The sequence below is a fragment of the Streptomyces sp. NRRL S-1022 genome (genome assembly GCF_000720135.1).
Lineage (GTDB): Bacteria > Actinomycetota > Actinomycetes > Streptomycetales > Streptomycetaceae > Streptomyces.
The window spans coordinates 56,466-76,557 of the sequence record NZ_JOIU01000028.1 but is presented as its reverse complement, the minus strand read 5'-3'; the positions used below and the strand labels follow the sequence as shown (position 1 = coordinate 76,557).

At 72.0% G+C, this 20,092-nt stretch carries 17 protein-coding genes; 8 read left to right on the top strand and 9 right to left on the bottom strand.

Annotated features, from left to right (window positions below; genetic code table 11):
• Nucleotides 1-3: 3 nt before the first annotated feature.
• The 4 genes from IG05_RS0133625 to IG05_RS0133610 form a co-directional block, all read right to left on the bottom strand.
• On the bottom strand, nt 4-1,674 hold the full coding sequence (locus tag IG05_RS0133625; protein ID WP_030347851.1) for an alkaline phosphatase D family protein: 1,671 nt from the start codon (nt 1,672-1,674) through the stop codon (nt 4-6).
• An 80-nt stretch (nt 1,675-1,754) separates the two neighbouring features.
• Nucleotides 1,755-2,567: a DsbA family protein gene (locus tag IG05_RS0133620; RefSeq protein WP_030347850.1), complete on the bottom strand. Its 813-nt coding sequence runs from the start codon at nt 2,565-2,567 to the stop codon at nt 1,755-1,757.
• A 98-nt stretch (nt 2,568-2,665) separates the two neighbouring features.
• Nucleotides 2,666-3,364 carry a hypothetical protein gene (locus tag IG05_RS0133615; RefSeq protein WP_030347849.1) on the bottom strand — a complete coding sequence of 233 codons (699 nt, stop codon included), beginning with the start codon at nt 3,362-3,364 and terminating at the stop codon, nt 2,666-2,668.
• 68 nt (nt 3,365-3,432) lie between these two features.
• Entirely contained in the window at nt 3,433-4,758 is a 1,326-nt protein-coding gene (locus IG05_RS0133610; RefSeq protein ID WP_030347848.1) for a DUF2252 domain-containing protein, read from the bottom strand.
• Between the two features lie 170 nt (nt 4,759-4,928).
• Between IG05_RS0133610 and dnaE the strand changes: the two genes are divergently transcribed.
• Nucleotides 4,929-8,468, top strand: coding sequence for a DNA polymerase III subunit alpha (gene dnaE, locus IG05_RS0133605; protein ID WP_030347847.1), 3,540 nt, complete (start codon nt 4,929-4,931; stop codon nt 8,466-8,468).
• An 80-nt stretch (nt 8,469-8,548) separates the two neighbouring features.
• On the opposite strand, the gene IG05_RS48575 is transcribed toward dnaE, so the two are convergent.
• Complete coding sequence (locus IG05_RS48575; protein ID WP_199808426.1) at nt 8,549-8,716, bottom strand: hypothetical protein; 168 nt, start codon at nt 8,714-8,716, stop codon at nt 8,549-8,551.
• A 225-nt stretch (nt 8,717-8,941) separates the two neighbouring features.
• On the opposite strand from IG05_RS48575, the gene IG05_RS0133595 reads away from it, so the two are divergent.
• The 4 genes from IG05_RS0133595 to IG05_RS0133580 all read left to right on the top strand — a co-directional run bounded on the left by IG05_RS0133595 (nt 8,942) and on the right by IG05_RS0133580 (nt 12,805).
• Complete coding sequence (locus tag IG05_RS0133595; protein ID WP_030347846.1) at nt 8,942-10,162, top strand: NYN domain-containing protein; 1,221 nt, start codon at nt 8,942-8,944, stop codon at nt 10,160-10,162.
• 58 nt (nt 10,163-10,220) lie between these two features.
• Nucleotides 10,221-11,234 carry an ABC transporter ATP-binding protein gene (locus IG05_RS0133590; RefSeq protein WP_078894669.1) on the top strand — a complete coding sequence of 338 codons (1,014 nt, stop codon included), beginning with the start codon at nt 10,221-10,223 and terminating at the stop codon, nt 11,232-11,234.
• 82 nt (nt 11,235-11,316) lie between these two features.
• A complete protein-coding gene (locus IG05_RS0133585) occupies nt 11,317-12,138 on the top strand; it encodes an ABC transporter permease (RefSeq protein WP_030347844.1) in 822 nt (273 codons plus the stop codon).
• A gap of 34 nt (nt 12,139-12,172) precedes the next feature.
• Nucleotides 12,173-12,805 (top strand): ATPase AAA, encoded by a 633-nt coding sequence (locus tag IG05_RS0133580; RefSeq protein WP_030347843.1) that lies wholly within the window; start codon nt 12,173-12,175, stop codon nt 12,803-12,805.
• A gap of 22 nt (nt 12,806-12,827) precedes the next feature.
• Here the strand turns inward: IG05_RS0133580 and ybaK are convergent, their stop codons facing one another.
• From ybaK to IG05_RS0133560, 4 genes are all read right to left on the bottom strand, one after another.
• The gene (gene ybaK / locus IG05_RS0133575; RefSeq protein ID WP_030347842.1) at nt 12,828-13,331 is read right to left on the bottom strand and encodes a Cys-tRNA(Pro) deacylase; all 504 of its coding nucleotides are present in this window, start codon (nt 13,329-13,331) and stop codon (nt 12,828-12,830) included.
• An 18-nt stretch (nt 13,332-13,349) separates the two neighbouring features.
• Nucleotides 13,350-14,090: an LON peptidase substrate-binding domain-containing protein gene (locus IG05_RS0133570; protein WP_030347841.1), complete on the bottom strand. Its 741-nt coding sequence runs from the start codon at nt 14,088-14,090 to the stop codon at nt 13,350-13,352.
• A gap of 11 nt (nt 14,091-14,101) precedes the next feature.
• Entirely contained in the window at nt 14,102-15,154 is a 1,053-nt protein-coding gene (locus tag IG05_RS0133565; protein WP_234336129.1) for a hypothetical protein, read from the bottom strand.
• A gap of 133 nt (nt 15,155-15,287) precedes the next feature.
• Nucleotides 15,288-16,865, bottom strand: coding sequence for a hypothetical protein (locus IG05_RS0133560; RefSeq protein WP_030347839.1), 1,578 nt, complete (start codon nt 16,863-16,865; stop codon nt 15,288-15,290).
• Nucleotides 16,866-17,064: 199 nt separating this feature from the next.
• Here IG05_RS0133560 and hisD point away from each other — a divergent pair, with 199 nt between their 5' ends.
• The 3 genes from hisD to hisB are packed head-to-tail and all read left to right on the top strand — an operon-like array spanning nt 17,065 to nt 20,090.
• Nucleotides 17,065-18,390, top strand: coding sequence for a histidinol dehydrogenase (hisD, locus tag IG05_RS0133555; protein ID WP_030347838.1), 1,326 nt, complete (start codon nt 17,065-17,067; stop codon nt 18,388-18,390).
• Nucleotides 18,387-19,493, top strand: coding sequence for a histidinol-phosphate transaminase (locus IG05_RS0133550; RefSeq protein ID WP_030347837.1), 1,107 nt, complete (start codon nt 18,387-18,389; stop codon nt 19,491-19,493). Before hisD ends, IG05_RS0133550 begins: the two co-directional genes overlap by 4 nt.
• Before the next feature lie 3 nt (nt 19,494-19,496).
• Nucleotides 19,497-20,090, top strand: a complete 594-nt coding sequence (gene hisB / locus IG05_RS0133545; protein WP_030347836.1) for an imidazoleglycerol-phosphate dehydratase HisB — start codon at nt 19,497-19,499, stop codon at nt 20,088-20,090.
• The last annotated feature ends 2 nt before the right edge of the window (nt 20,091-20,092 follow it).

Sequence of the window (20,092 nt, the reverse complement as noted above, 5' to 3'; positions counted from 1 at the left end):
CGGTTACACCGGGTCGTAGGTCCGCTCGATCTTCTGCGTGCCGCTGCGGGTGCGGTAGGAGCGCACCCAGCTGGAGGTGGCGTTCGCGTCGGTGCGGTCGGACAGGACGTAGTAGTCCATCTGGGCGCGCTCGGCTGTGATGTCCAGCACGCCGTAGCCGTGCCGGTCGGTGTCCACCCAGTGGACGTGCCGGTTGGCGGCCTTGATGACCGGCGCGGCGACCGCGGAGACCGTGCCCTCGGGCACCTTGACGATGTCGTCCAGGTTGTCGGAGGTCACCGAGGTCACCACGAACTCGGTGGCGGCCGAGGCCGACAGCGGGTAGGTGCCGGCGTCCACCGGCACGTCGTTGGCCCACGCCATGTGGATGTCGCCGGTCAGGAAGACGGTGTTGCCGATCGCGTTGGAGCGCAGGTGGGCCAGGAGCTCGCGGCGGTCGTCGGTGTAGCCGTCCCACTGGTCGGTGTTGGCGGCGATGCCCTCCTGCGGGAGTCCGAGCAGCTTGGCGAGCGGCTTGAACAGGTCGGCGGACAGGGAGCCGAAGGAGAACGGCGAGATCATCACCGAGTTGCCGACCAGCCGCCACCTGGTGTCGGAGGCCTTCAGACCGGCCTTGAGCCAGTCGAGCTGGGCGCGTCCGGTGAGCGTGCGGTCCGGGTCGTCCACCGAGCCGCTGGCCGTGGAGGCCTGCTGGGAGCGGAAGGAGCGCAGGTCCAGCAGCGAGAGGTCGGCGAGCTTGCCGAAGCGCAGCCGCCGGTAGGTGGTGCCGGCGATGGCCGGGCGGACCGGCATCCACTCGAAGTAGGCCTGCTTGGCGGCGGCCTGACGGGCGGTCCAGGTGCCCTCGGCGCCCTCGGTGTGGTTGACCGCGCCGCCCGACCAGGCGTTGTCGGCGAACTCGTGGTCGTCCCAGATCGCGATGACCGGCGCCTTCAGGTGCAGGGCCTGGAGGTCGGGGTCGGTCTTGTACCTGGCGTGCCGGATCCGGTAGTCGGCGAGGGTGAGGATCTCGTTGGCCGGTGCGTGCGGGCGGACGACCTTGCCGCGGTTGGCGTACTCGCCGGACTTGTACTCGTAGATGTAGTCGCCGAGGTGCAGCCAGGCGTCCAGGTCGCCGCGCGCGGCGAGGTGGCGGTAGGCGGAGAACCAGCCCGCCTCCCAGTTGGCGCAGGAGACCACGCCGAAGCGCAGGGAGGGGACGGCCGCGTCCGCCGCCGGCGCGGTGCGGGTGCGCGCCACCGGGGAGTCGGTGCCGCCGGCGGAGAAGCGGAACCAGTAGTCGGTGGCCGGCTCCAGCCCGCGGATGTCGGCCTTCACGGTGTGGTCGGAGGCGGCCGTCGCGGTGGTGGAGCCCTTGGCGACGACGGTAGTGAACGCCTTGTCCCTGGCTACGGTCCAGCTGACCTCGGTGTCCGGGCCGGCCCCGGAGCCGGGTATCGCCTCCGGGGTCGGGGTCACCCGGGTCCACAGCAGGACGCCGTCGGGCAGCGGGTCGCCGGAGGCGACGCCGTGCAGGAAGGCGGGGGCGTCCGTGGCGGCGCGGGCCGGCGTTGCGGCGGCCAGCGGGCCGGCCAGGACAGCGGTCGCCGCCGCGGCCTTGACGACCGAACGGCGGCTGGGTGAAAGCGAGCCGAGGTGCTGGGAGCCCTCGGACGATCTGTATCGACTGGTCACGGACGATCAGGTTACTGATCGGTATGCGCGAGGGCGGGCGAACCGGCAAAAGTTCGCCCGCCCTTTGACGGAATGTCGGTTCAGCCCTTGAGGGCGGCGTCCAGCGCGGTGCCGAACTGGTCGGCCGTCATGGGCGCGTTCTTGCCGTCGGGGCCCGTCAGCGCCTTGCCGTCCATCTTCAGCGTCGGGGTGCCCGAGATGCCGTCCCGGTCGAAGATCTTGGACTCCTCCAGCGCCCACCGGTCGTAGGTGCCGTCCTTCACCGCCTTCTGGAACGCCGTGTTGCCCTTCAGGGCGGGGACGGTGTCGGCGATCTCGATGAGGTAGGAGTCGTCCTTGAACTTGTCGGTGGTCTCCTCGGGGTGCCACTTCTTCGTGTACATCGCGGACTTGTATTCGAGGAAGGCCTCGGGGCTGACGTCGAGCGCGGCGCCCAGGGCGCTGAGCGCGTTCTTGGAGCCCTCACCGGTCAGGTTCCGGTCCAGGAAGGTGGCACCCACGTACTGGATCTTGAACTTGCCGGCGTCCATGTCCTTCTTGACGGTCGGGCCGACCGCCTGCTCGAAGTCGGCGCAGACCGGGCAGCGCGGGTCCTCGTACATCACCAGGGTCTTCTTGGCGCTGCTCTTGCCGAGGACGACCGTCGTGCCGTCCTTGCCCGTGGTGTGGGCCGGCTTGACGAGCTTGGCCTTCTTGGCGGCCTCCCAGTAGGCCGGCTTGTTCGCCTGGACGACGGCCCAGCCGATGCCGCCGGCCGCGGCCAGGACGCCGACCACCGAGGCGGCCACGATCAGCTGGCGCCTGACCTTGGCGCGCTGGGCCTGCCGCTCGCGCTCCTGGCGCAGCCGGTCCCGGGCCGCCGTCTTCGCCGCCTGGCTGTTCCGCTTGCTCATGTTGGTGATCTCCATAGGGGACGCGCACACGTCGTACGCGGGATACGTGTGGGGGACTGATCGTGCTCAGCTGCCGTCCGCGGCGGGACGGCCGTCGCTCAGGCGAAGGCCGGCGCGCGGACGGCGGGGGCGGAGCACGGCGGTCCACGCCGTCCCAGGGAGTGCACGAGGAGCCGGTCGCGGGCGGTGGCGCGGCGCGGGGCCGGGCGGGGCGGCCGGCGGTCCGGCAGCGGCCGTGCGGCGACCGCGGCCACCACCAGCAGCAGCGGCCGGAAGGTGGTGGCGGCGACCGCGCGCAGCAGCTGGGTCAGCGCCCGCTCGCCCCGGCGCAGCCAGGCGGCGGCGAGCAGGCCCACGCCGATGTGCGCGGCGAGCAGCAGCCAGGCCGCGGCCGGGCTGGCATGGGCGAGCAGCGCGTCCGCGCGGTCGGTGGCGCCGGTCATCCGGGCCAGCGGGGTGCCCACCCGGCCCTCGCACAGCACGTCCAGGCCCACCGCCCGCAGCGGACCGGCGACCGGGCCGCCCGCGCGGCCGTAGCAGGTGCGCTGGCCGGCGGTGAACACCGTGTCGGCGGCCAGCTCCAGCGGGATCAGCAGGGCCGCGATCCGGCCGAAGCCGCGCTCCCGGCCCGCCAGCGCGTACGCCGTGACGAAGACCCCGGCGGCGACCGCGCCCACGGTCGCCAGCGGCAGCGGAGCACGGGACAGCAGGACGTGCGACGCGGTGCTGAGGGTCACGACGAAGGCCGTGAACAGCGCCGCGCGCACGGCTCTGAGCTGGGTCCCGGATATGTCCATGGCGGAAGGAGAGTCTGTCACGTACGCGAGTAAGGGACCCCTAAAGGGTGCCTGTGAATCCGCGACGGTTACAGCCCCGGAATCCGGCCGTTGCGGAACAGGTCGAGGAAGATCTGGTGGTCCGCACGCGCGCGTGCGCCGTAGCGGTGCGCGAAGTCCACCAGCAGCGGCGCGAAGCCCTCCTCGTCGGCCGCGAGCGCCGCGTCGATGGCCCGCTCGGTGGAGAACGGCACCAGCGACTCGCCGGAGGTGTCGTCCGCCGCCGCGTGCATCGTGGCGGTCGCCCGGCCCAGGTCGGCGACGACGGCCGCGATCTCCTCCGGGTCGTCGATGTCGTCCCAGTCCAGGTCCACGGCGTACGGCGAGACCTCGGCGACCAGCTGGCCCGTGCCGTCCAGCTCGGTCCAGCCCAGCCACGGGTCGGCGTGCGCCTGGAGGGCGCGCTGGGAGATGACCGTGCGGTGGCCCTCGTGCCGGAAGTACTCCGCGATGGCCGGATCCGTGATGTGCCGGGACACGGCCGGGGTCTGGGCCTGCTTGATGTAGATCACGACATCGTTCTCCAGGGCGTCGCTGTGGCCCTCCAGGAGGATGTTGTACGACGGCAGGCCCGCCGAGCCGATGCCGATGCCCCGGCGGCCCACGACGTCCTTCACCCGGTACGAGTCCGGGCGGGCCAGGGAGGAGTCCGGCAGGGTCTCCAGGTAGCCGTCGAAGGCCGCCAGGACCTTGTACCGGGTGGCCGCGTCCAGCTCGATGGAACCGCCGCCCGGGGCGAAGCGGCGCTCGAAGTCCCGGATCTCGGTCATCGAGTCCAGCAGCCCGAACCGGGTCAGCGAGCGGGCGTCACGCAGCGCGTCCAGCAGCGGACCCTGCGCGGTGTCCAGCGTGAACGGCGGCACCTCGTCCCGCTTGGCGCCCGTGGCCAGGGCGTGGATGCGCTCGCGGTAGGCGGCGGCGTAGACGGTCACCAGCTCGGTGATCTGGGCGTCGCTCAGCGCCTTCGCGTACCCGACGAGCGCGACGGACGCCGAGAAGCGCTTGAGGTCCCAGGTGAAGGGGCCGACGTAGGCCTCGTCGAAGTCGTTGACGTTGAACACCAGGCGGCCGTTGGAGTCCATGTACGTGCCGAAGTTCTCGGCGTGCAGATCACCGTGGATCCACACGCGCGAGGTGCGGTCGTCCAGGTACGGTCCGCCGCGCTTCTCCGCGTCGAGGTCGTGGTAGAAGAGGCACGCCGTGCCCCGGTAGAACGCGAAGGCCGAGGCCGCCATCTTGCGGAACTTCACCCGGAACGCGGCCGGGTCGGCGGCCAGGAGCCGGCCGAAGGCGGTGTCGAAGACGGCGAGGATCTCCTCGCCGCGCTGCTCCTCGTCGAGCTGGGGGACCGACATCGCGGGGTGCCTCCTGGTGCATTGCCTGTACGACAGCGTTTCTGCCGTACCCAACGCATGAAGGTACGCGGTCGTGCCCGCCGGGTGTCAGCGGCGAGGCATAGACTTCGACGCTGACCCCCAGAACCGTCCGCCAGCCGTCGCCGAGTGTTTCCCCCGGAGGCCTCACCGTGTCAAAGCCGCCCTTCACGCACCTGCACGTCCACACCCAGTACTCGCTGCTGGACGGTGCCGCGCGGCTGAAGGACATGTTCAACGCGTGCAATGAGATGGGCATGACGCACATCGCCATGTCCGATCACGGCAACCTCCACGGGGCGTACGACTTCTTCCATTCCGCGAAGAAGGCCGGGATCACCCCGATCATCGGGATCGAGGCGTATGTCGCCCCCGAGTCCCGGCGCAACAAGCGCAAGATCCAGTGGGGCCAGCCGCACCAGAAGCGGGACGACGTCTCCGGTTCCGGCGGTTACACCCACAAGACGATGTGGGCGGTGAACAGCAAGGGTCTGCACAACCTCTTCCGGCTCTCCTCCGACGCCTACGCCGAGGGCTGGCTGCAGAAGTGGCCCCGGATGGACAAGGAGACCATCGCCCGGTGGTCCGAGGGCATCGTCGCCTCCACCGGCTGCCCCTCCGGCGAGGTGCAGACCCGGCTGCGCCTCGGCCACTTCGACGAGGCGCTGAAGGCCGCCGCCGAGTACCAGGACATCTTCGGCAAGGACAAGTACTTCCTGGAGCTGATGGACCACGGCATCGAGATCGAGCGCCGGGTCCGCGACGGCCTGCTGGAGATCGGCCGGAAGCTCGGCATCCCGCCGCTGGTCACCAACGACTCGCACTACACGTACGCGCACGAGGCCGGCGCCCACGACGCCCTGCTGTGCATCCAGACCGGCAAGAACCTCTCCGACCCCGACCGCTTCAAGTTCGACGGCACCGGCTACTACCTGAAGTCCACGGACGAGATGTACGCCATCGACTCCTCGGACGCCTGGCAGGAGGGCTGCGCCAACACGCTCCTCGTCGCCGAGATGGTGGACACCGCCGGCATGTTCGAGAAGCGCGACCTCATGCCCAAGTTCGACATCCCCGAGGGCTACACCGAGGTCACCTGGTTCAAGGAGGAGGTCCGCCGCGGCATGGAGCGCCGCTTCCCCGGCGGCGTCCCCGAGGACCGGCAGAAGCAGGCCGAGTACGAGATGGACACGATCATCTCGATGGGCTTCCCGGGGTACTTCCTGGTGGTCGCCGACTTCATCATGTGGGCCAAGAAGCAGGGCATCGCGGTCGGCCCCGGCCGGGGCTCCGCGGCCGGCTCGATCGTCGCCTACGCGCTCGGCATCACCGACCTCGACCCGATCCCGCACGGCCTGATCTTCGAGCGGTTCCTGAACCCCGAGCGCATCTCCATGCCCGATGTCGACATCGACTTCGACGAGCGCCGGCGCGTCGAGGTGATCCGGTACGTCACCGAGAAGTACGGCGCCGACAAGGTCGCCATGATCGGCACGTACGGCACCATCAAGGCCAAGAACGCGATCAAGGACTCCGCGCGCGTGCTGGGCTACCCGTACGCGATGGGCGACCGCATCACCAAGGCCATGCCCGCCGACGTCCTCGGCAAGGGCATCCCGCTGTCCGGCATCACCGACCCCGCCCACCCCCGCTACTCGGAGGCCGGCGAGGTCCGCTCGATGTACGAGAACGAGCCGGACGTGAAGAAGGTCATCGACACCGCGCGCGGCGTGGAGGGCCTGGTCCGGCAGATGGGTGTGCACGCCGCCGGCGTGATCATGTCCAGCGAGACCATCACCGAGCACGTCCCCGTCTGGGTGAGGCACACCGACGGCGTGACCATCACCCAGTGGGACTACCCGAGCTGCGAGTCGCTCGGCCTGCTGAAGATGGACTTCCTGGGCCTGCGCAACCTCACGATCATGGACGACGCGGTCAAGATGGTGAAGGCCAACAAGGGCCTCGACATCGACCTGCTGTCACTCCCGCTCGACGACCCCACGACCTTCGAGCTGCTGCAGCGCGGCGACACCCTCGGCGTCTTCCAGTTCGACGGCGGCCCCATGCGGTCCCTGCTGCGGCTGATGAAGCCGGACAACTTCGAAGACATCTCCGCCGTGTCGGCCCTCTACCGGCCGGGCCCGATGGGCATGAACTCCCACACGAACTACGCGCTGCGCAAGAACGGGCAGCAGGAGATCACGCCGATCCACCCCGAGCTGGAGGAGCCGCTCAAGGAGGTCCTGGACGTCACCTACGGCCTGATCGTCTACCAGGAGCAGGTGCAGAAGGCCGCCCAGATCATCGCCGGCTACTCGCTCGGCGAGGCCGACATCCTCCGCCGCGTGATGGGCAAGAAGAAGCCGGAGGAGCTGGAGAAGAACTTCGTCATCTTCCAGGCCGGCGCCCGCAAGAACGGCTACAGCGACGAAGCCATCCAGGCGCTCTGGGACGTGCTGGTCCCGTTCGCCGGCTACGCCTTCAACAAGGCGCACTCGGCCGCGTACGGCCTGGTGTCGTACTGGACCGCCTACCTGAAGGCGAACCACCCCGCCGAGTACATGGCCGCCCTGCTCACCTCCGTGAAGGACGACAAGGACAAGTCGGCGGTCTACCTCAACGAGTGCCGCCGCATGGGCATCCGGGTGCTCCCGCCGAACGTCAACGAGTCGGAGTCGAACTTCGCAGCCCAGGGCGACGAGGTGATCCTCTTCGGCCTGTCCGCCGTCCGCAACGTCGGCACCAACGTCGTGGAATCGATCATCAAGTGCCGCAAGGCGAAGGGTAAGTACAGCTCCTTCCCCGACTACCTCGACAAGGTCGAGGCGGTGGTCTGCAACAAGCGCACCACCGAATCGCTGATCAAGGCGGGCGCCTTCGACTCGATGGGCCACACCCGCAAGGGCCTCATGGCGCAGTACGAGCCGATGATCGACAACGTGGTCGCGGTCAAGCGCAAGGAGGCCGAGGGCCAGTTCGACCTCTTCGGCGGGATGGGCGAGGAGACCAGCAGCGAGCCCGGCTTCGGCCTCGACGTGCAGTTCTCCGAGGACGAGTGGGACAAGACCTATCTGCTCGCCCAGGAGCGCGAGATGCTCGGTCTGTACGTCTCCGACCACCCGCTCTTCGGCCTGGAGCACGTGCTGTCCGACAAGGCGGACGCGGGCATCGCCCAGCTCACCGGCGGCGAGCACGCCGACGGCGCGGTCGTCACCATCGGCGGCATCATCTCGGGCCTCCAGCGCAAGATGACCAAGCAGGGCAACGCCTGGGCGATCGCCACCGTGGAGGACCTCGCGGGCTCTATCGAGTGCATGTTCTTCCCGGCCACCTACCAGCTGGTGTCGACCCAACTCGTCGAGGACGCAGTGGTGTTCGTCAAGGGACGGCTCGACAAGCGGGAGGACGTGCCGCGGCTCGTCGCCATGGAGCTGATGGTCCCGGACCTGTCCAACGCGGGCACCAACGCGCCCGTGGTGCTCACCATCCCGGCCGTGAAGGTGACCCCGCCGATGGTCAGCCGCCTCGGCGAGATCCTCAGTCACCACAAGGGCGACAGCGAGGTCCGGATCAAGCTGCAGGGCCCGCGCAAGACCACCGTGCTGCGCCTGGACCGGCACCGGGTCAAGCCCGATCCGGCGCTCTTCGGCGACCTGAAGGTACTGCTCGGCCCGTCCTGCCTGGCCGGCTGAGACCGGCGGCAGGAGGCAGTGGAAAGGGGCGCCCCCGCGACGGGTGCGCCCCTTCCGTGTGCCTGGGCTTCAACTGCCCTTTAGTTGTGGCCGAAGCTCTTCTGCTTCTTCCGGGCGGAGTCCGCGGGGCCGCTCTGGATGTGCGACACCGGTGACTCGTGCTCCTCCGCCGGGGGACGCTGCGCGTGCTCGCTCTGCTGCGCGCGGTTCTGCGGGCCGGCCTGCTTGCGGTTCTTGTTCTTGGCCATGGTGATCTGCCTCCTGTGGGGGATCTAGGGGCCAGGGCCGGGACCAGATTCACATACGCCGACATCGGGCGCATGTCGGATAATTACCGTGTGTGACGCGGCAGCTGGGCGGACCGGAACCCGAAACGCCACGCCGAAGATCGAGTTCGGGCCGTTAACCCCCGCGCGGTCGGGCAGACTCGAAGGAAGTCCGAAGCAAAACCTCCCGGGAAGAGGGTGAGTCGCGTGGACCGATGCATCGTCCTGGTGGACGCCGGGTATCTGCTGGGAGCCGCCGCCAGCCTCCTCGCCGGTGAGCCCTCGCGGTCCCGGATCACCGTCGACCACGCCGCGCTGATCCAGGCCCTGCGGGAGCGCGCGGAGTCCGACACCGAGCGGCCCCTGCTGCGCATCTACTGGTTCGACGGCGCCCCCGACCGGGTCCCCCAGCCGGAGCACCGCCGGCTGCGCGTGATGCCCCGGGTGACCGTCCGGCTGGGCGCCCTCACCCGCAGCGACGGCCGCTGGGCCCAGAAGGGCGTCGACGCCGCCATGCACGCCGAGCTGACCGAGCTGGCCCGCAACCGGGCCTGCTCCGACATCGTGCTGGTCACCGGCGACGGTGATCTGCTGCCCGGCATGATGGCCGCGAAGGAGCACGGCGTCGCCGTCCACCTGTGGGCCGTCCAGGCCGCCGACGGCGACTACAACCAGTCCGAGGACCTGGTCGCCGAGGCCGACGAGCGGCGCGTGCTGGACCGGGCCTGGATCATCCAGGCCGTCCGGGCCAAGGAGCTGACCGGCGTCTGCGCCCCGCCGCCCGCGCCCCGCCCCGAGATCGCCGCGATCCTCTCCGCCCCGCTGCCCGAGTCCGCGCCGTCGGCGGCCGAGCGGCCCGCCGAGCAGCCCGCGCACCCCCAAGCGGCCACGGCCACGGCGAACGGCACCGCGGAGCGGGTCCCCGCAGCCAAGGGCGTCCCCACCCCCAAGGACCTGGCCGCGCTGCGCGCGCCCGGCGCCCCGCCCGTGCAGCAGCCGGCGACCGCGACCCTGCGCTGGTCCTCCGACAAGGGCTGGGTCGACCGTCCGGGCGTGGCCGCCGAGCCCCCCGAGGCCGCCTCCATGCCGACGCTGGCCCAGCTCACCACCGCCGAGCAGCGGTGGGCCGACCGGGAGGAGGACATCACCACCGTCGGCGGCGACCCGTACGAGGTGGGGCAGGTCTTCGCCCGCCGCTGGATGTCCCGGCTCGGCGACCAGAGCCATCTGCAGCGGCTGTCGCAGATGTACCCGCGCATCCCGCACCGGATCGACGGCGAGCTGCTGCGGTACGCGGCACGGTTCGGGCTGCTCGCCCACAAGGACGACCAGATCGACGAGCACGACCGTTACGCCATTCGGGCGGGGTTCTGGCGGGAGTTCGACGTACCGGCGGCGGCCGAGCAGCAGGCGCCCGCCGCCGACTGATGCCCCCGGCCGCCCCCAAAGGCGAGTAAAGGCCCCCGACCCCGTACCCTCGTCCTTTGTGAGTACGCGCGCGGGACAGGCACTTCGGTACGACGTCGTCGTACGTGTGCGCGGACTCGGCAAGACCTACCCGGCGGTCAGGGCCCGCCGGGGCACCCCGGGCACCCCCGAGGTGCGGGCCACCGACGGCGTCGAGCTGGACGTGCGGCGCGGGGAGATCTTCGGGCTGCTCGGCCCGAACGGCGCCGGCAAGTCCACCCTCGTACGGCAGGTCACCGGCCTGCTGCGGCCGGACACCGGCAGCGTCGAGATCCTCGGCCACGACATCGTGCGGCACCCCGAGCGGGCCGCCCGGATCCTCGCCTACCTGGGCCAGGAGTCCACCGCCCTGGACGAGCTGACCGTCTCCCTCGCCGTCGAGACCACCGGACGCCTGCGCGGCCTGGACGTGCGTCGGGCGCGGGCCGAGCGGGACGCCGTCCTGGAGGAGCTGGGGCTGACCCCGATCGCCGGGCGCGCGCTGAGGAAGCTGTCCGGCGGCCAGCGGCGGCTCGCCTGCTTCGCCGCCGCCCTCGTCGGTGAACGGCCGCTGCTCGTGCTGGACGAGCCGACCACCGGCATGGACCCGGTGGCCCGGCGGGCGGTGTGGGCGGCCGTGGACCGGCGGCGGGCCGAGCACGGGACGACCGTGCTGCTGGTCACCCACAACGTCATCGAGGCCGAGACGGTCCTGGACCGGGTCGCCGTGCTCGATCAGGGCCGGGTCATCGCCTGCGACACCCCGGCCGGGCTCAAGGCACAGGTCGCCGGCGAGGTACGGGTGGAGCTGGTGTGGCGGGAGCGGGCGCCGCTTGAGGTGCCCGAGGTCGCCGTGCTGCGCGAACGGGCCGCGGAGTCCGGCCGGCGCTGGACGCTCCGGCTCGCGCCCGAGGAGGCCCGCGCCGCCGTCGCCACCGTGACCGGCGGGGCCGCGTTCGCCGCCCTGGACGACTTCACGCTCGCCACGCCCAGCCTGGAGGACGTCTACCTGGCGCTGGGCGGCGCGGCCCGGCAGGGGCTGGTGAAGGCGTGAGCACACCGGCCGCGGAATGCGTATGGATCTGCGCGACTGCCGTGGGGAACGCGACCGCCGCAGGGAAGAGGAGCAGCTCGTCGTGAGTGTCGTACCCGCCGAGGTTCTGCCGGGCGGCGCCCGGGCCGTGCCGGACACGGCACCCGGCGCGGCCGAGCTGGGGCCGCCCGCACGGCTGTGGCCGTCGCTGGTGGCCGTCTACCGGGCGCAGCTGTCCCGGGCCCGGGTGGCGCGGATCCCGCTGCTGTTCGTGGCGACCTTCCAGTCCGTCGGCATCACCGTGATGATGCGCGGTGTCGTCGACAGCGGCCACGAGGCGCAGTCCGTGGTGGCCGGCTCGTCGGTGCTGGTCGTCGCGTACGTCGCGCTGAACCTGCTGTCGCAGTACTTCGGGCAGCTGCGGGCCAGCGGCGGACTCGACCACTACGCCACGCTGCCGGTGCCGCCGGCCGCCGTGGTGCTGGGCGCGGCGGCGGCGTACGCCTCCTTCACCGTGCCGGGGACCCTGGTGACCGCCGTCTTCGGATGCGCGCTCTTCGGGCTGCCGCTGACCAACCTGTGGATCCTGGTGGCCGTCATCCCGCTCGCCGGGGCCGCGCTGGCCGGGCTCGGCGCCGCGTGCGGGCTGCTGGCGCCCCGGCCGGAGCTGGCCACGCTGCTCGGGCAGCTGGGCATGTCGGCGGCGCTGCTGCTGGGGGTGCTGCCGGCCGACCGGATGCCGGAGGCGGTACGGCTGGCCCGTGATCTGCTGCCGTCGACCTACGGCGTCGAGGCGTACGCGCGGACTTTCGGGGCGCACCCCGACTGGGCCGTGGTCCTCGCTGACCTGGGAGTGTGCGCGGGTGTCGGCGTGGTCTCGCTGGCGGCGGCGACCCGGGCGTACCGCAGGGCCGCCGTCCGGTGACGCGGCCCACAGCGCGACCTGGCACGATGTTCAGGTGACCGCACCGCTGACTCCGCCTCCGCCGCCGCACGACGACTCCGCGCACCAGGTCCGGCAGGCGCCGCCGCCCGCCGGGGGGCCGGGCGCGGGCGCGTACGAACAGGACGGCCCCGGGATGAAGACGGAACTGCGGGAGGCCGCCGTCACCACGGTCGCGGTGGCGCTGGGCGGAGTGCTGCTCGGGTTGCTGTGGTGGTGGCTGGCGCCGCACGTGCCGCTGGTCGCGGACCAGATCGACAAGAACTGGGTCGTCTACCTCAAGGACAGCGAGGGGGAGCAGGCGGTCGGGGTGGACGGAACGTTCATCCTGCTGGGGCTCGCCTTCGGGCTGGTCAGCGCGATAGTGGTGTTCCTGCTGCGGCGGCGCGGGGGAGTGCCGCTGGTGGTGGGGCTGGGGCTCGGCGGACTGCTGGGGTCCCTGCTGGCCTGGCGGCTCGGGGTGTGGCTCGGTCCCGAGTCCGACGTGCTCGCGCACGCGCGGGCCGTGGGCAAGGGGGTGACGTTCTCCGCGCCGCTGAAGCTGTCGGCCAAGGGGGCGTTGCTGGCGTGGCCGTTGGCCGGACTGCTGGCGCATCTCGGACTGACCGCGCTGTTCGGCCCACGCGACCCCGAGGCGCCGGTCGACTGACCGGCGCGGCGGAGGACGCCCGTCAGCCCCGCCCGATCGGGGCCAGGACCGCTTCCGTCAGCTTCGCCAGGTCTCCCGGGGCCAGCTCCACCTCAAGGCCGCGCCGGCCCGCCGAGACGCAGATCGTCGGGTGGGCCCCGGCCGAGTCGTCCAGGACGGTGCGGAGCTTTTTGCGCTGGCCGAGGGGGGAGATGCCGCCGCGGACGTAGCCCGTGGTGCGCTCGGCGAGGACCGGGTCGGCCATGGCCGCCCGCTTGCCGCCCACCGCCGCGGCCAGGGCCTTCAGGTCCAGCGAGCCGGCCACCGGGACCACGCCGACCACCAGGGAGCCGTCCACGTCGGCCACCAGGGTCTTGAAGACGCGGTCGGGGGAGACGCCCATCGCCTGCGCAGCCTCCTCGCCGTAGGACGGGTGGGACGGGTCGTGGTCGTAGGCGTGGACGGTGAAGTCCACGCCCGCCGCCGTCAGGGCGACCGTCGCGGGCGTTCCCCCGGGCTGCTGCGTCTTCTTCGGCTTCTTCGCCATCAGGCTGTCGTGCTTCCCTCAGTTCAGACTGGTCGGCGTCCGGGTCAGCTCGAACGCGGGCAACGACGGCAGATTACGGATGATGGCCGTCTCCGCGCGAAGGAGTTTCAGCTCGTCCCGCAGCCGGGACGCGGTGTCCGGGGCCTGGAGCAGGCGCTGCTTGGTCGGCGTGTCGTGCACCATCGCCGCGGCCACCAGGTACGACACCACGCTCGGGTCGTCCGGCAGGTCGGCGCCGGTGGACAGCGAGCGCTCGCGGGCGCCCGCCAGGCGCTTCTGGTACTGGCGGAAGGAGCGCAGGACGCCCTCGGCCAGCGCGCCGGCCTCGTCCCCGGGCTCCTCCGGCAGTTCCTCCAGCTCCGCGGTCAGGAACGGCCCCGACGCGTCCACGGACAGCAGGCGGACCCGGGTGGTGCCCGTGGCCAGCACCTCGAACGTGCCGTCGGACCGCTCCCGGACGGTGGCCGCGTCCGCCACGCAGCCCACCGAGTGGAAGGACTTGAGCGGGTCGGGGCCGAAGCCGGCGGCCGGGCCCCGTTCGGGCTCGGCCGTGGGATCCGGCATGCCCGGGTCGCTCGGCGCGACCTCGTGGCCGTCGCGGATGGCGACGACGGCGAACCGGCGCGATTCGTCCTCGGGGGTCTTCAGCAGCTCGCGCATCATGACGCGATAACGCTCCTCGAAGACGTTCAGCGGCAGCACGAGCCCCGGGAACAGCACCGAGTTCAGCGGGAAGAGGGGGAGACGGACGGTGGTCACGGCGCCCCAGCCTAGTGGTCCCCGGCGCGGGCGTGTTCGCCGTGGCCGTCCAGGGGGCCCGGGGGCGCCGTCAGCAGCCCGTCCGGGGCGGGCCGCGGGCCCGCCGTCTCCAGGTGCTCGCGCAGGCGCAGGAAGTGGCCGAGCGGGTCGTCCGAGAGCCGGTCCCAGGGGAAGGACGTGGCGTACGGGCCGATCAGGCGCAGCTGGGTGCGGGCGTCCTCCCAGCGGTCCAGCCGCAGCAGGACGTACAGCAGCTTGTTGCGGACCTCGGCGGGCCAGGGGTCGGCCGCCGGGAAGCGGCCGGAGAGCGCGATCGCGCGGTCGGCGGCCGCGTCCAGGCGGGCCCGCGGCACCTCGGGCCCGCAGCCGTCGGTGAGGTAGCCGAAGGCGGCCCGGGCGGGCAGCGCCTGGACGAGCGAGCCGTCGGGGGCGTCCTGCGCGGCCCGGTCGGCGAAGTCGAAGCACTCGCTGTGCGAGCCGTGCCAGAAGGTGGCCAGGTAGCGCAGGGCGGCCACATGACAGCCGTAGTGGTGCGGGGCGCGCCGTACGGCGGCCTCCCACAGCTCCTCGAAGTAGCGGTGCCCGGCCCGCGAGCCGCGCGCGTGGTCCAGCGCGATCCGCCACGGCACCGGGTCCCGGTCGTCGGCGCGGGCGGCGGCGGTGATCAGCGGACTGGTCTCGCGCAGCAGCTCGGCGCGGGCCGGCGAGGGCCAGGCGCGGTCCACCGCCAGCTGGGTCCCGACCAGCAGCGCGCCGGGGTGGTCCGGGGCGGCGGCGCGCCACTGCTCGTACCACTCGGGGCGGGAGCGGGCGAAGGCGGCCAGCCGCCGTACGTAGCGGTCCCGGTTCTCCCACTCGGCCGCGGCGCGGGTGGCGGCGAGCAGGCCGGCCGCGGCGGCGTACTCGCCCCGGGCCGCCGCGACCAGCGCGGGCGAAAGGCGGTCGTCGGGTGCGTCGAGCACGACCTCGTCCCCGGCCGGCGGTCGGGCGGCCGGGCGCGCGGAGCGTTTGGTCATCCGGGTGGGGCGGATGAACGAGGGCAGCAGAGCCATGGTGCCGACCATTGAAAGTCCGCAGGTCGGGGCGGCGCCAGAGGCGCTGGTCAAGTCATGGAAAGTTGTACGCCGGAAGGTCAAGGACCGGTAAAGGGTGAATGTTCAAGTTGTGTGCGTCCGGCACCCCGTGCCTCGCGTGCGCTCAGCTCCGGCGCAGCAGCCGGGTCGCGCCCGCCGCCACCGTCGTCGCCAGGACCCACCCGAACAGGACCATCACCGCCGCCAGCCACTGCCAGCCGCCGCGCAGCTGCCACTGGCCGGCCTGGCCCAGGTCGATCACCGGCAGCAGCAGGTCCAGCGTGAACAGCGCCGGGCTCCACGCCGGATGGCCGCCTGAGTTCAGCGGCGGATGGTCGGCGTGCGCGAACGCGAGCGTGCCCGCCGCCCACAGCACCGCCATCCACACCGCGGCCCGGCCCGGCCGGTAGCCGTAGGCCACCACCCAGTCCTGCACGAACCCCCAGACCTTGGCGGCCGGCGGCAGCGTCTCGCGCCGCCGGCGCTGCTTGGCCAGCAGCACCTCGCGCGCGTCCTCGTCCTCCCCGGCGGCACGCAGCACCGCGGCCAGCCGCTCGTACGGCTCCGGCGCGTACTCGGCGGTGGCCGCCGCCACCCAGTCCAGGCGCTGGGTCAGCGGGAACGGGCCCTGCGGCACCAGGTTCTCGTAGGCGAACCCGCCCATGTGCAGACTGCCCGCCTCCGGCCAGCTGCTCGCCCGGTCCACCAGGTTCACGACCCGCGCGCCGGACAGCACCACCTTGCCCCGCTGCGGCTTGTCCCCGAGGAAGCGCAGCTCCGGGGTCTGCACCCGGCGCAGGGACAGCCCCTGGTCGTCGGTGAACGCGAACCGGGCCCGCTCCAGGTCGACGGCGTCCCCGAACCGCCCGTCGTCCAGGCGCACCCCGCCCCGGCACTCGAACGGCTGGATGCGCGTCCCGCGCGCGGGTGTCGTGCCGCTCAGCAGCGGGCTGCCCACGCCGGCCGGGGTCAGGTACAGGGTGCGCTCGACGGTCAGCTGCGGGGCGTTCAGGGCGAAGCGGGCGTAGGGGTTGGCGAGCCTCGCGCCGCGCAGGCTGAGCGAGCCGCCGATCTGGGCGCCGCGCAGGCTGAACTCGCCCTGCGACTCCAGCAGCTCCGCCTGCAGGTCCTGGCCCACGGTCATCCCGTCCGCCGCGATCGACCGGCCGCTGCGGTCGCGCTGCACGATCGCCTCGTTGAGCAGCAGATCGGTGCCGATGTGCGCGTCCGTCAGCCGGACCCCGCTGCGGAACCGGCAGCGCGGCAGGTGCAGATCACCCTCGGTGTGCACGCGGGCCGCCTCCAGGCGCGGCACCGAGCAGTCCGCCAGGCGCACGGTGGTGAACCGGGCCTCCGGCAGCCGGACCTCCTCGTCGAAGCGGCAGCCGGTCAGCTCCACGTACGGCGGGACGTGGCCGCCCGCCAGGTCCAGCGCGCCGGTGATCCGCACGCCGACGAGCTTCAGCGCGGCCACCCGGCCCGCGAGCGCCGGCGGGCCGTCCAGCAGCAGCCAGCACACGATGCGGGCGCGCACGGTCCGCTCGGGGCCCCACGGACGGCCGCCGTGCGGATCGTCCACCGTGGCGTCCCCGCTGCTCAGGTCGTACACGCTGCCGTTGCGGAAGGCCTGCCACATGCCCGCCTCGGTCGCGGTCAGGTCGTCCGGCAGGTCCCCGGTGCGGATGCCGGCCCCCTCGGTCACCGCGCTCCTCTCCCTCTTCAGCGGTTTTCAGCGGTTTTCGTACAGCCGTTCATGCCCGCTGCGTGACCCCCGGAACACCACACGTGAAGGTGATCTTCCGGGTTCCGGCCAGCCTATGTACCACCCATTGGTCCACGTTCTGTATCAGCCATTGATACGCGCGGACGGCTCCCGACGGCGGTCTGAGAGAATTGGGACTGTGATTTCCCGAATCGATCTGCGCGGCGACGCCCTTCCCGAGGGCCCCGCCCTGCGCGACCTGCTGCCCCGAGCCGACTTCGACGTTCAGGCCGCCCTGGAGAAGGTGCGTCCGATCTGCGAGGCCGTGCATCATCGTGGCGACGCGGCGCTGATCGACTTCGCCGAGAAATTCGACGGAGTACGGCTGGAATCCGTCCGTGTGCCGGCCCAGGCGCTCACCGACGCGCTCACCAGCCTCGACCCGGCGGTGCGCGCGGCCCTGGAGGAGTCCATCCGCCGCGCCCGGCTGGTCCACCGTGCGCAGCGCCGTACGACGCACACCACCCAGGTGGTGCCCGGCGGCTCGGTGACCGAGAAGTGGGTGCCGGTCGAGCGCGTCGGCCTGTACGCGCCGGGCGGCCGCTCGGTCTACCCGTCCTCCGTGGTCATGAACGTGGTCCCGGCCCAGGAGGCCGGCGTCGCGTCCATCGCGCTCGCCTCCCCGGCCCAGGCCGCGTTCGGCGGCCTGCCGCACCCGACGATCCTGGCCGCCTGCGCCCTGCTCGGCGTGGACGAGGTGTACGCGGCGGGCGGCGCCACCGCCGTCGCGATGTTCGCCCACGGCACCGAGTCCTGCCCGCCCGCCAACATGGTCACCGGCCCCGGCAACATCTGGGTCGCCGCCGCCAAGCGCTACTTCACCGGCAAGATCGGCATCGACGCCGAGGCGGGCCCGACCGAGATCGCGATCCTCGCCGACGCCGGCGCCGACCCGGTGCACGTCGCCTCGGACCTGATCAGCCAGGCCGAGCACGACCCGCTCGCGGCCGCCGTCCTGGTCACCGACTCCGTCGAGCTGGCGGAGGCGGTGGAGAAGGAGCTGGAGCCGCAGGTCGCGGCCACCAAGCACATCGACGACCGGATCGTGCCGGCGCTGGGGGGCAGGCAGTCCGCGATCGTCCTCGTGGACGGCATCGAGGAGGGCCTGCGGGTGGTCGACGCGTACGGCGCCGAGCACCTGGAGATCCAGACCGCCGACGCGGCCGCCGTGGCCGACCGGGTGAAGAACGCGGGCGCGATCTTCATCGGCCCCTGGGCCCCCGTCTCCCTCGGCGACTACGCGGCGGGCTCCAACCACGTCCTGCCCACCGGCGGCTGCGCCTGCCACTCCTCGGGCCTGTCGGTCCAGTCCTTCCTGCGCGGCATCCACATCGTGGACTACACGCGGGACGCCCTCGCCGAGGTCGCCCACCACGTGGTGACGCTGGCGGAGGCGGAGGACCTGCCCGCGCACGGCGCGGCGGTCAAGGCGAGGTTCGGCTGGAAGGTACCCGAGAGCAAGTGAGCGACGTGCGGATCGACGATCTCCCCGTACGGGACGAGCTGCGAGGCAAGTCCCCCTACGGCGCGCCCCAGCTGGACGTCCCCGTACGGCTGAACACCAACGAGAACCCCTACCCGCTGCCCGAGCCGCTGGTCGAGCGGATCACGGAACGGGTGCGGGAGGCCGCCCGGAACCTGAACCGCTACCCGGACCGGGACGCGGTCCAGCTGCGCACCGAGCTGGCCGGGTACCTGACGAAGACCGGCCACCACCCGCTCGGCTTCGAGAACGTGTGGGCCGCCAACGGCTCCAACGAGGTCATCCAGCAGCTGCTGCAGACCTTCGGCGGACCGGGCCGTACGGCGATCGGCTTCGAGCCGTCGTACTCGATGCACGCGCTCATCGCGCGCGGCACCGGCACCGGCTGGATCTCCGGTCCGCGCAACGAGGACTTCACGATCGACCTCGACGCGGCCCGCCGGGCCGTCGCCGAGCACCGGCCGGACGTCGTCTTCGTCACCACCCCCAACAACCCCACCGGCAACGCGGTCCCCCCGGAGACGGTGCTCGCGCTGTACGAGGCGGCGCAGGCGGCCAAGCCGTCCATGGTGATCGTGGACGAGGCGTACGTCGAGTTCAGCCACGGCGACTCGCTGCTGCCCCTCATCGAGGGCCGCCCGCACCTGGTGATCTCCCGGACGATGTCCAAGGCGTTCGGCGCCGCCGGCCTGCGCCTCGGCTACCTGGCCGCGCACCCGGCCGTCGTGGACGCCGTCCAGCTGGTCCGGCTGCCGTACCACCTGTCGGCGATCACCCAGGCCACCGCCCTGGCCGCCCTGGAGCACACCGACACCCTGCTGGGGTACGTGCAGCAGCTGAAGGCCGAGCGGGACCGGCTGGTCGCCGAACTGCGTGCGACGGGCTACGAGGTCACCGAGTCCGACGCGAACTTCGTGCAGTTCGGCCGGTTCGACAACGCCCACGAGGCCTGGCGGAAGATCCTCGACCGGGGCGTGCTGGTCCGGGACAACGGCGTACCGGGATGGCTGCGGGTGACCGCGGGCACCCCGGAGGAGAACGACGCGTTCCTCGACGCGGTCCGTGAGTTGAAGAAGGAGCTGTAACGCATGAGCCGCACAGGACGCGTGGAGCGCACCACCAAGGAGACGTCGGTGCTGGTCGAGATAGACCTCGACGGCACCGGGAAGACCGACATCGCCACCGGCGTCGGCTTCTACGACCACATGCTCGACCAGCTCGGCCGGCACGGTCTGTTCGACCTGACCGTCAAGACCGACGGCGACCTGCACATCGACTCCCACCACACCATCGAGGACACCGCCCTCGCGCTCGGCGCCGCCTTCAGGCAGGCCCTCGGCGACAAGGTGGGCATCTACCGCTTCGGCAACTGCACGGTCCCGCTGGACGAGTCCCTCGCCCAGGTCACCGTCGACCTCTCCGGCCGCCCCTACCTCGTGCACACCGAGCCCGAGAAGATGGCGCCGATGATCGGCGAGTACGACACGACGATGACCCGGCACATCCTGGAGTCCTTCGTCGCCCAGGCCCAGATCGCGCTGCACGTGCACGTGCCCTACGGCCGCAACGCCCACCACATCGTGGAGTGCCAGTTCAAGGCGCTGGCCCGGGCCCTCAGGTACGCCTCCGAGCGCGACCCGCGCGCGGCCGGCATCCTCCCGTCGACGAAGGGCGCGCTGTAAGC